Source organism: Nocardia transvalensis NBRC 15921, from assembly GCF_000308875.1.
GTDB classification, from domain to species: domain Bacteria; phylum Actinomycetota; class Actinomycetes; order Mycobacteriales; family Mycobacteriaceae; genus Nocardia; species Nocardia transvalensis.
The window spans coordinates 26,269-34,404 of record NZ_BAGL01000047.1 but is presented as its reverse complement, the minus strand read 5'-3'; the positions used below and the strand labels follow the sequence as shown (position 1 = coordinate 34,404).

Annotated in this window: 9 protein-coding genes and 1 pseudogene; 3 read left to right on the top strand and 7 right to left on the bottom strand. The window is 70.4% G+C overall.

What is annotated here, in order from left to right; genetic code table 11:
* A pseudogene (locus ON41_RS14420) lies at positions 1-188 on the bottom strand (urease accessory protein UreF); the annotation flags it as partial.
* A gap of 195 nt (positions 189-383) precedes the next feature.
* On the opposite strand from ON41_RS14420, the gene ON41_RS14415 reads away from it, so the two are divergent.
* Complete coding sequence (locus ON41_RS14415) at positions 384-1,361, top strand: zinc-binding dehydrogenase (protein WP_040748127.1); 978 nt, start codon at positions 384-386, stop codon at positions 1,359-1,361.
* Between the two features lie 126 nt (positions 1,362-1,487).
* Here the strand turns inward: ON41_RS14415 and ON41_RS14410 are convergent, their stop codons facing one another.
* Positions 1,488-3,011, bottom strand: coding sequence for an MFS transporter (locus ON41_RS14410; protein ID WP_051161474.1), 1,524 nt, complete (start codon positions 3,009-3,011; stop codon positions 1,488-1,490).
* 89 nt (positions 3,012-3,100) lie between these two features.
* Between ON41_RS14410 and ON41_RS14405 the strand changes: the two genes are divergently transcribed.
* Entirely contained in the window at positions 3,101-3,760 is a 660-nt protein-coding gene (locus tag ON41_RS14405; protein ID WP_040748126.1) for a TetR/AcrR family transcriptional regulator, read from the top strand.
* Positions 3,761-3,800: 40 nt separating this feature from the next.
* On the opposite strand, the gene ON41_RS14400 is transcribed toward ON41_RS14405, so the two are convergent.
* Entirely contained in the window at positions 3,801-4,208 is a 408-nt protein-coding gene (locus ON41_RS14400) for a nuclear transport factor 2 family protein (protein WP_040748125.1), read from the bottom strand.
* Between the two features lie 88 nt (positions 4,209-4,296).
* Here ON41_RS14400 and ON41_RS14395 point away from each other — a divergent pair, with 88 nt between their 5' ends.
* The gene (locus tag ON41_RS14395; protein WP_040748124.1) at positions 4,297-4,848 is read left to right on the top strand and encodes a PadR family transcriptional regulator; all 552 of its coding nucleotides are present in this window, start codon (positions 4,297-4,299) and stop codon (positions 4,846-4,848) included.
* 3 nt (positions 4,849-4,851) lie between these two features.
* On the opposite strand, the gene ON41_RS14390 is transcribed toward ON41_RS14395, so the two are convergent.
* From ON41_RS14390 to ON41_RS14375, 4 genes are all read right to left on the bottom strand, one after another.
* The gene (locus ON41_RS14390) at positions 4,852-5,514 is read right to left on the bottom strand and encodes an O-methyltransferase (protein ID WP_040748123.1); all 663 of its coding nucleotides are present in this window, start codon (positions 5,512-5,514) and stop codon (positions 4,852-4,854) included.
* 273 nt (positions 5,515-5,787) lie between these two features.
* A complete protein-coding gene (locus tag ON41_RS14385) occupies positions 5,788-5,997 on the bottom strand; it encodes a hypothetical protein (protein ID WP_040748122.1) in 210 nt (69 codons plus the stop codon).
* A gap of 29 nt (positions 5,998-6,026) precedes the next feature.
* The gene (locus ON41_RS14380; protein WP_040748121.1) at positions 6,027-7,748 is read right to left on the bottom strand and encodes an urease subunit alpha; all 1,722 of its coding nucleotides are present in this window, start codon (positions 7,746-7,748) and stop codon (positions 6,027-6,029) included.
* The gene (locus tag ON41_RS14375; protein WP_083905355.1) at positions 7,745-8,113 is read right to left on the bottom strand and encodes an urease subunit beta; all 369 of its coding nucleotides are present in this window, start codon (positions 8,111-8,113) and stop codon (positions 7,745-7,747) included. The genes ON41_RS14380 and ON41_RS14375 overlap by 4 nt, the downstream gene beginning before the upstream one ends.
* Between the last annotated feature and the right edge of the window lie 23 nt (positions 8,114-8,136).

Here is an 8,136-nt window from a genome sequence, read left to right as displayed (position 1 = left end):
CACACCGCCGCCGCCAGCGACGCCGTCACCAGTCCCGAGGTCCGGATCCGGCGGCGCAGATACAGCTCGACCGACCGCACGTCGCGCACCAGCCCCGACGCCACGGCCTCCTCCACGCCGCCGGAATGCACGTGTCCCCCGATGGGCAGCCGCGAGTCGGCCAGCGTCAGCAATATCGCCAGACTCATCGCCGCACTCCCAGCTTCCGCACGGCTCGATCCTAGGCGTACCTCCGCATTCGCTCCGGCCGTGCGCGGGCTGAGGACGGCTGCGCCGACTAGGCGGGCGTGCGGGGGCGCGAACGTCCCGGATCCGCGGCGAGACGCCCGTCACTCGACCGGACGCTTGACCTCAACTTTCGTCGAGGTTGCAGGCTGGACGGCATGAACGTGATTCGCCTGCACGCCTTCGGGCCCGCCGAGAACCTGCGCTACGAGACAGCCGAGGACCCCGAACCGGCGGCCGGCCAGGTCCGGATCGCCGTCGCGGCGGCCGGGGTGCATTTCGTCGACACGAATATCCGCAGCGGCGAGCCGGGACCGTTCCCGCCGCCGGATCTGCCCACGATTCCGGGCCGCGAGGTGGCGGGCACGGTCGACCGGGTCGGTCCCGGAGTCGACGAGAAATGGCTCGGCACAGCGGTTGTCGCCCATCTCGGTGCGGTGCCCGGCGGGTACGCCGAACTCGCCGTCACGGGAGTCGGGCAGCTCCACGAGATTCCGGCCGGGCTCGATCCCGCGGCGGCGGTCGCGATGATCGGCACCGGGCGGACCACCTTCGGCATCCTGCAGTTCGCCACCCTCGAACCCGGGACCGTCGCCGTGGTCACCGCGGCCGCGGGCGGGATCGGCACGCTGCTCGTGCAGCACCTGAAGAACGCCGGGCTCACGGTGGTCGGGCTGGCGGGCGGAGCGGCGAAGACCGATCTGGTCGCGGCCAACGGCGCCGACCTCGCCCTCGACTACCGGCAGCCCGGCTGGGCCGACCGGGTCCGGGAACGGTTCGGCGAGCGCCCGGCCGCCCTGCTGTTCGACGGCGTGGGCGGCGACACGGCCCGCGCCGCGATCGACCTCCTCACCACCGGTGGCACCCACCTCGTCTTCGGCTGGAGCAGCGGCGATCCCGTCGATCTGGGCGACGACTACTTCCGTGCGCGGGGCATCGAGTCCAAGAACGTGCTGGGCCCCCAGATGACCGAGCGCGCGGGCGGCATCCGCGTCCTGGAGACCCGCGCCCTCGCCAAGGCAGCCTCCGGTCGCCTGCGCCCAGCGCTACAGCCCTTCCCCCTCGCCGAGGCCGCCGCGGCACACCGCGCCCTCGAAACCCGCGCCAGCACAGGCAAAGTGGTCCTTATCCCATGACCAGGGGCCGGTCCACCGCGAAATCTCGTACGGCTCAGCGGCGGGACATGAAGCGGTGGGCCGGGCCTCGGGTGTGGTCGGCCCACGACTGACCCGGGCCGGACCACCACGGGGAGATCTCCACCGTCAGCGACCGCCCGCCCCACAATCGGCCGTCTCGGGCAGCTCCGACGCCTGCGGATTCCCCTGCGCACCGCGCGGCCGGGCCGCGAATACGGCGACCACCGCCATGACGAGCAGCAGCGCGACGCCGACCGCGATGGCCGCGTGCATACCCGTGACGAACGATTCGCGCGCCGCGTGGACCAGCCCGGCGTCGTCGCCCGCGCGGGCCAGCGTCTCGCCGAGGGTGGCCGCGTAGTCGCCGCCCGACCGGAACACCAGCGCCGCCAGCGAACCCAGCAGCGACAGTCCCAGCGCATTGCCCAGTTCGAAACTCGTCTCGGAGATGCCCACCGCCGAACCGGCGCGCTCGGCCGGGACCGAGGACACGGCCACCTCCGATACCAGCGTGAACACGATGCCGTAGCCGAGCCCCGCCACCGTGGAACCGGCGATGTACCACGGGATTCCACCGTCCACCCCGATGCCGAGCAGCATCAGGTTCCCGGCCGCGGCCGCGCTCAGCGCCAGCACGAACGCCGTCCTGGTACCCAGCCACCGGGCCACCCGCGCTCCGCTCATCGACAGCGTGAACACCGCGATCGCCATCGGAATACCCAGCAGCGCCGCGCCGAGCACGTCGCGTCCGGCCACCGACTGCAGGTAGATACTGGTCATGTAGCTCATCCCCGCCAGCGACATCATGCCGACCGTGCTCGAGCCGATGGCGACGGAGAACAGCCCGCGCCGGAACAGGCTCAGGTCCATCAGCGGCTCGGCCAGATGCCGCTGCCGCCGCACGAACAAGACCAGCACGACGACACCGAAGACGCCCGCGATCACCACCTCGGCATCGATACCCTCGGCGGCGGCCTGCTTCACCGCCCAGACCGTCGGCAGGATGCCGCCGATCGAGAGCGCGACACTGAGCAGATCCAGCGGACCCCGGGCCGCCGCCCGATGCTCCGGTAGCACGAACGGCCCGGCCACCAGCAGCACCAGCACCACGGGAGCATTGATCAGGAACACCGACCCCCACCAGAAGCCGTGCAGCAGCATGCCGCCGATGATCGGCCCGACCGCCGAACCGCCCGCGAAGAACGCCGTCCACACGCCGATCGCCGTGCCGCGCGTGCGCGGATCCGGGAACAGGCTCGAGATGAGCGCCAGGCTCGACGGCAGCAACGTGGCCCCGCCGATACCCATCAGCGCCCGCGCCGCGATCAGCACGCCGGCGCTCGGCGCGAACGCCGCCAGCGCCGACGCGACCCCGAACACCGCCGCGCCCGCCAGCAGGATGTTGCGGCGGCCGATCCGGTCGCCGAGGTTGCCCATCGTGATCAGCAACCCGGCGATCATGAAGCCGTAGATGTCGAGGATCCAGAGTTGTTGTGCCGCGGAGGGATCCAGATGCGCGGTGAGCGTCGGCATCGCCAGGAACAGGACCGACATGTCCATCGACACCAGCAACACCGGCAGGACGAGGACCGCCAGGCCCAGCCAGGCACGGCGCGCGGGCGTGGTCATACGGGTGTCGATGCCGGTCATCACCTATCCTTCGATCGTGCGTACGACGTACGCGTGAGAGCCGAGTACAGCGTACGCACCCCGGACGGAAAACGAAAGCGAGTTATCCCGTGACCGACCTCAAGCTGACCCGGGCCGCCATCGTGGACGCGGCCCTCGCGCTGGCCGACGAGGCCGGTCTGGACGCGCTGTCCATGCGGCGCATCGCCGATCGCATGGGCGTGGGCGCGATGTCGCTGTACCGGCACGTGCCGAACAAGGACGCGCTGCTGGCCGAGATGACCGACGAGGTCTCGCGCCGCAACCCCTATCCGCCCCCGCGACCGGACTGGACGTGGCACGATCGCGTCCGCATCGCCGCGGAGATCGATTGGCAGCTCTACCAGCAGCATCCGTGGGTGCTGTTCACCTTCGCGGTCCCCCGCTACAACTTCGGGCCGCACAGCCTGACCTGCCTGGCCTGGCTGGTGGAGGGCTTCACCGAGCTGACCGACGACCGGCGCGAGGCGACCCGCATGTCGCTGGCGGTGTGGAGTTATATCGCCGGGATCGCGCTACAGCAGGTCAGCGCCGCGATGCTGGCCAAACGCGATAGCGAGCAGGACGAGGTGTCGGGACTCACGGCCCTGCTGGAGGGCTCGCCGCGCTGGCCCTCGCCGCCCGCACTGGCCCCACTGGAGGGCACCGGCAGCGGCGATCTGCTGGACCCCGAACAGATGCTGCGGTCGGGCCTGCGCGCGCTGTGCGCCGGGTTCGAGGCGCGGCGCTGACCCTTCGCCACGATACGGCCGTCGAGCCGCCGCGCCCCGCTCACGCCGCCGGGTAGAAGCTGCGCCCGGCCGCGCCACCGGACACCGACCACACCTCCACGATGCGGCCGTCCACGAAACGCAGGATGTCGGTGCCGCTGAGGTCGATCTCGCGCTCGGGCGAGGACCACCGCGCCCCGTACGGGCGCGCGACCAGGCCGGTCCGGTCGCCCGCCATCTCCACGACCGGTTCTCCCTGCGCCTCGTACCGCAGTCCCGGACGCTCGGCGCGGAACGCCTCGATCCGCGCCGCCAGCGCCCGGGGATCGCGGATCTCGTCGAAGACGTCGGCGCCTGCCTGGGCGTAGCGCAGGGTCAGCGCGGGCGCCATGATCTCGTCCGCGACGGCCAGGTCGCCGTTCCACAGGTCGGCCCAGCGGTTGTACAGGGCGATTCCGAAGTCACGCATGCGTTCACTCCAATAGTATCATTGATACGGTTTCGATGGGATGAACATATAGTCTCAGTGAGACGGTGTCAACGGACGAGGAGGACGCATGGCCGAGCTGGGACCGCAGGACCACATCGTGCTCGGGCTCATCGCCCGGCACGGGCCGCTCACGCCCTACGAGCTCAAGGCCTATCTCGAGGAGAGCGTCGACTACTTCTGGCCGGTGCCGCACGCCCAGCTGTACCGGATCCCGGTCCGGCTCGCCGAGCAGGGGCTGCTGCGAGAGGAGGCCGAGGAGACCGGGCGGCGGCGCCGGGTGTTCCATCTCACCGCGGACGGACGGGCGGAGTTACGGCGCTGGCTGTCCGATCCGCAGAGCCCGCCGCCGGAGACCCGTGATCCGGCCCAGCTCAAACTGTTCTTCGCCGACCTGGGCGAGCCGGGCGACGTGGTCGCGCTGGCACACAGCCAGGCGCGGGAGCATCGGCACTGGCTCGAGCTGTACCGCACGCTGCACGGCGAGATCGACCCGGACGACAGCGCCCGGGCCGAATCCCGTTCGCGCATCCTCGAACTCGGTATCGAGCACGAGCTGGCGTATGTCCGGTTCTGGGAGGATCTGGCGCGCAATCCCCGCCGATCCTCCCGCCCGTCCTGACGGTCAGCCGGTGACGACCGCGTAGGCGAATCCGTCCCAGCCCTTCGCGCCGACGGTCTGCACCGCGGTCGCGTCCACCCGCGGTTCGGCGGCGAGCAGTTCCAGGACCTCGCGGCTGGCGCGCGCGGCGGCGTCGGCGGAGTCCGCGTCGGCGATGGCGCCGTGCCGGACGACATTGTCGACGACGATGATCGAACCGGGGCGGGTCAGTCGCAGCGCCCACCGCACGTAGTTCGAGTTGTTGACCTTGTCGGCGTCGATGAACACCAGATCGAACGGCTCCGGGTTCTCCTCGGCCAATACCGGCAGGCTGTCCAGCGCCGGGCCGACCCGGATGTCGACCCGGTCGCCGACGCCCTTGCCGTCCAGATTCTTCCGCGCGACCTCGGCGTGCCGCGGCTCGAACTCCAGCGTCACCACCTGCCCCTCGGGACCCACCGCCCGCGCCAGCCACAGCGTGCTGTACCCGCCGAGCGTCCCGATCTCCAGCACCCGCCGCACCCCCGCCGACACCGCGATCAAATGCAGGAATTTGCCCTGCGGCGCCGACACGTCGATCGGCGGCAACCCCGCCGCCGAATTCGCCTCGAATACATCGGAATCCGCGTCCCCGACCAGAGTGTCGACAAGGTAGCGGTCCACATCGTTCCATCCGGCATCAGTCATACCGATCAGTCTGCCACCGGCCCTGGCGTCCTAGGCTCCCTCGACGGCCAGAGCGGCCACACGAACGACGGCACAGTCAGGGAAGGAGCGAAGAAACGCCACCTCGGCCTGCGGCCCCACCCGGGATTCGAGCAGATAGCCAATTTTCTCCCAAAACGGGAGACGGCACCAGCAAAGGCGGCTCGGCGTGCTGGAGAAGCCGCAGACACGCGAGAGGGTGCTTGTCACGAGTATTGCCGGCCGCGAGCAAAACGCCGGTGTCACACAGGAGCGTCAACGCCCTGCCTCGGACCGCAGGTACTCTTCGTGCCTTTCGCCCAGATCCGGCTCGGCCGCGAAGGACGCGAAGAACGGGAGGTCGCGTTCGACCTTGTCGGTGCCCCATGTTTCCAATTGCCCGCGGATCAGTTGGAGTGCCGGACGCAGCCGCGCCTCCGGCAGCTGATCAATCAGCTCGTGTAGCTCATCACGCGCGCCGCTCATGATCGCCAGTCTATCCGTGCACCAACGCTTCAGAACAGGAAGTAGCGCTGGGCCATGGGGAGTTCGGTGGCGGGGTCTTCGGCCCAGACCTCGCCGTCGACGCGGACGGTGAAGGTGTCGGGGTCTACCTCGATGCGGGGCATGGCGTCGTTGTGGGGGAGGTCGGATTTGGTGCGCTTGCGGACGTTGGCGACCGGGGTGAGTTTCCGGTTCACGCGCAGGCGGTCGGCGAGGCCGGACTCGATCGCCTGTTCGGAGACGAAGTGCAGGGAGGTGCCCGCGGCGACGGCGGGGGCCGCGCCGAACATGGGGCGGGGCAGGACGGGTTGCGGGGTCGGGATGGAGGCGTTGGCGTCGCCCATGGCGGCCCAGGCGATCGTGCCGCCCTTGAGGACCGCGTGCGGGCGGACACCGAAGAACGCCGGCTCCCACAGCACCAGGTCCGCCAGTTTGCCCACCTCGACCGAGCCGATCTCGTGGTCGAGGCCGTGCGTGACCGCGGGGCAGATCGTGTACTTCGCAACGTAGCGCCGCACCCGCATATTGTCGGCGGCGCCGTCGCCCGGCAGCGCGCCGCGGCGGCGCTTCATCATGTGCGCGGTCTGCCAGGTGCGCATCACCACCTCGCCGATACGCCCCATCGCCTGGGAGTCGCTGCCGATCATGGAGATCGCGCCCAGGTCGTGCAGCAGATCCTCGGCGGCGATGGTCGACGGCCGGATCCGGCTCTCGGCGAAGGCCAGATCCTCCGGAATCGCCGGATTCAGGTGGTGGCACACCATGAGCATGTCGAGATGCTCGTCGAGGGTGTTGACCGTGTGCGGCCGGGTCGGGTTGGTGGAGCTGGGCATCACGTTGGGATACGCGGCGACCGTGATGATGTCGGGCGCATGGCCGCCGCCCGCGCCCTCGGTGTGATACGAGTGGATCGCCCGGCCCGCGATCGCGGCGAGGGTGTCCTCGACGAATCCGGCCTCGTTCAGCGTGTCCGAATGCAGCGCCACCTGCACGCCCGCGGCGTCGGCGACGGTGAGCGCCGCATCGATGGCCGCCGGGGTGGTCCCCCAGTCCTCGTGCAGCTTGAAACCGCCCGCGCCGCCGCGCAACTGCTCCCACAGCGCCTCGTGCCGCACGGTATTGCCCTTGCCCAGCAGCAGGATGTTCACCGGCCACCCGTCGGTGGCCTCCAGCATCCGGCCGAGATGCCACGAGCCCGGGGTGACGGTGGTGGCCTTACTGCCCTCGGCCGGTCCGGTGCCGCCGCCGATCATGGTGGTGATGCCGCTGCCGAGCGCCTCCTCCAGCAGCTGCGGGCAGATGAAGTGCACATGGCAGTCGATGGCCCCGGCCGTCACGATGCGCCCGTTACCGGCGATGATCTCCGTCGACGGCCCGACGACCAGATCCGGATGCACGCCGTCCATGATGTCCGGGTTGCCGGCCTTGCCGATGGCGCTGATGCGGCCGTCACGAATCCCGATGTCGGCCTTGATGATTCCCCAGTGATCCACGATCACCACACCGGTGATGACGGTGTCCGGGGTGCCCTCGGCGCGCGTGGCGCGCGCCTGGCCCATGGATTCGCGCAATACCTTGCCGCCGCCGAAGACGGCCTCGTCGCCCGCGAAACCCGGTCCGCCGCTGCGGTCCTCGGTGATCTCGATCAGCAGATCGGTGTCCGCCAAGCGGATTCGGTCGCCGGTGGTCGGCCCGAACAGTTCGGCGTACCGGGCGCGGCTCAGCTCACTCATAGGTCTCCGTCCAGAATTCCGCGTTCGGTGGAGGCCGACCAGCCGGGCGGCGGCGGGATGTCCAGGGGGCCGGGGGCATCGAGGCTGATCCCGTACACCTCGCGGGAGCCGCGCAGCGGGATCAGCGAGACACGCTGGGCCAGACCGGGTTCGAAGCGCACGGCGGTGCCGGCGGGAATATCGAGGCGGTGGCCGTGCGCCGCCGCGCGGTCGAATGCCAGCGCGGTGTTGGCCTGCGGGAAGTGCACGTGGCTGCCGACCTGGACCGGGCGGTCGCCGGTGTTGACGACGTCGAGTTCGAGGCGGGCCGCGCCCGCGTTGATCTCGATCGGATCGTCCGCGTACAGGTGCTCGCCGGGCACCACGGGTCCCGGGCCGCCGGGATTCT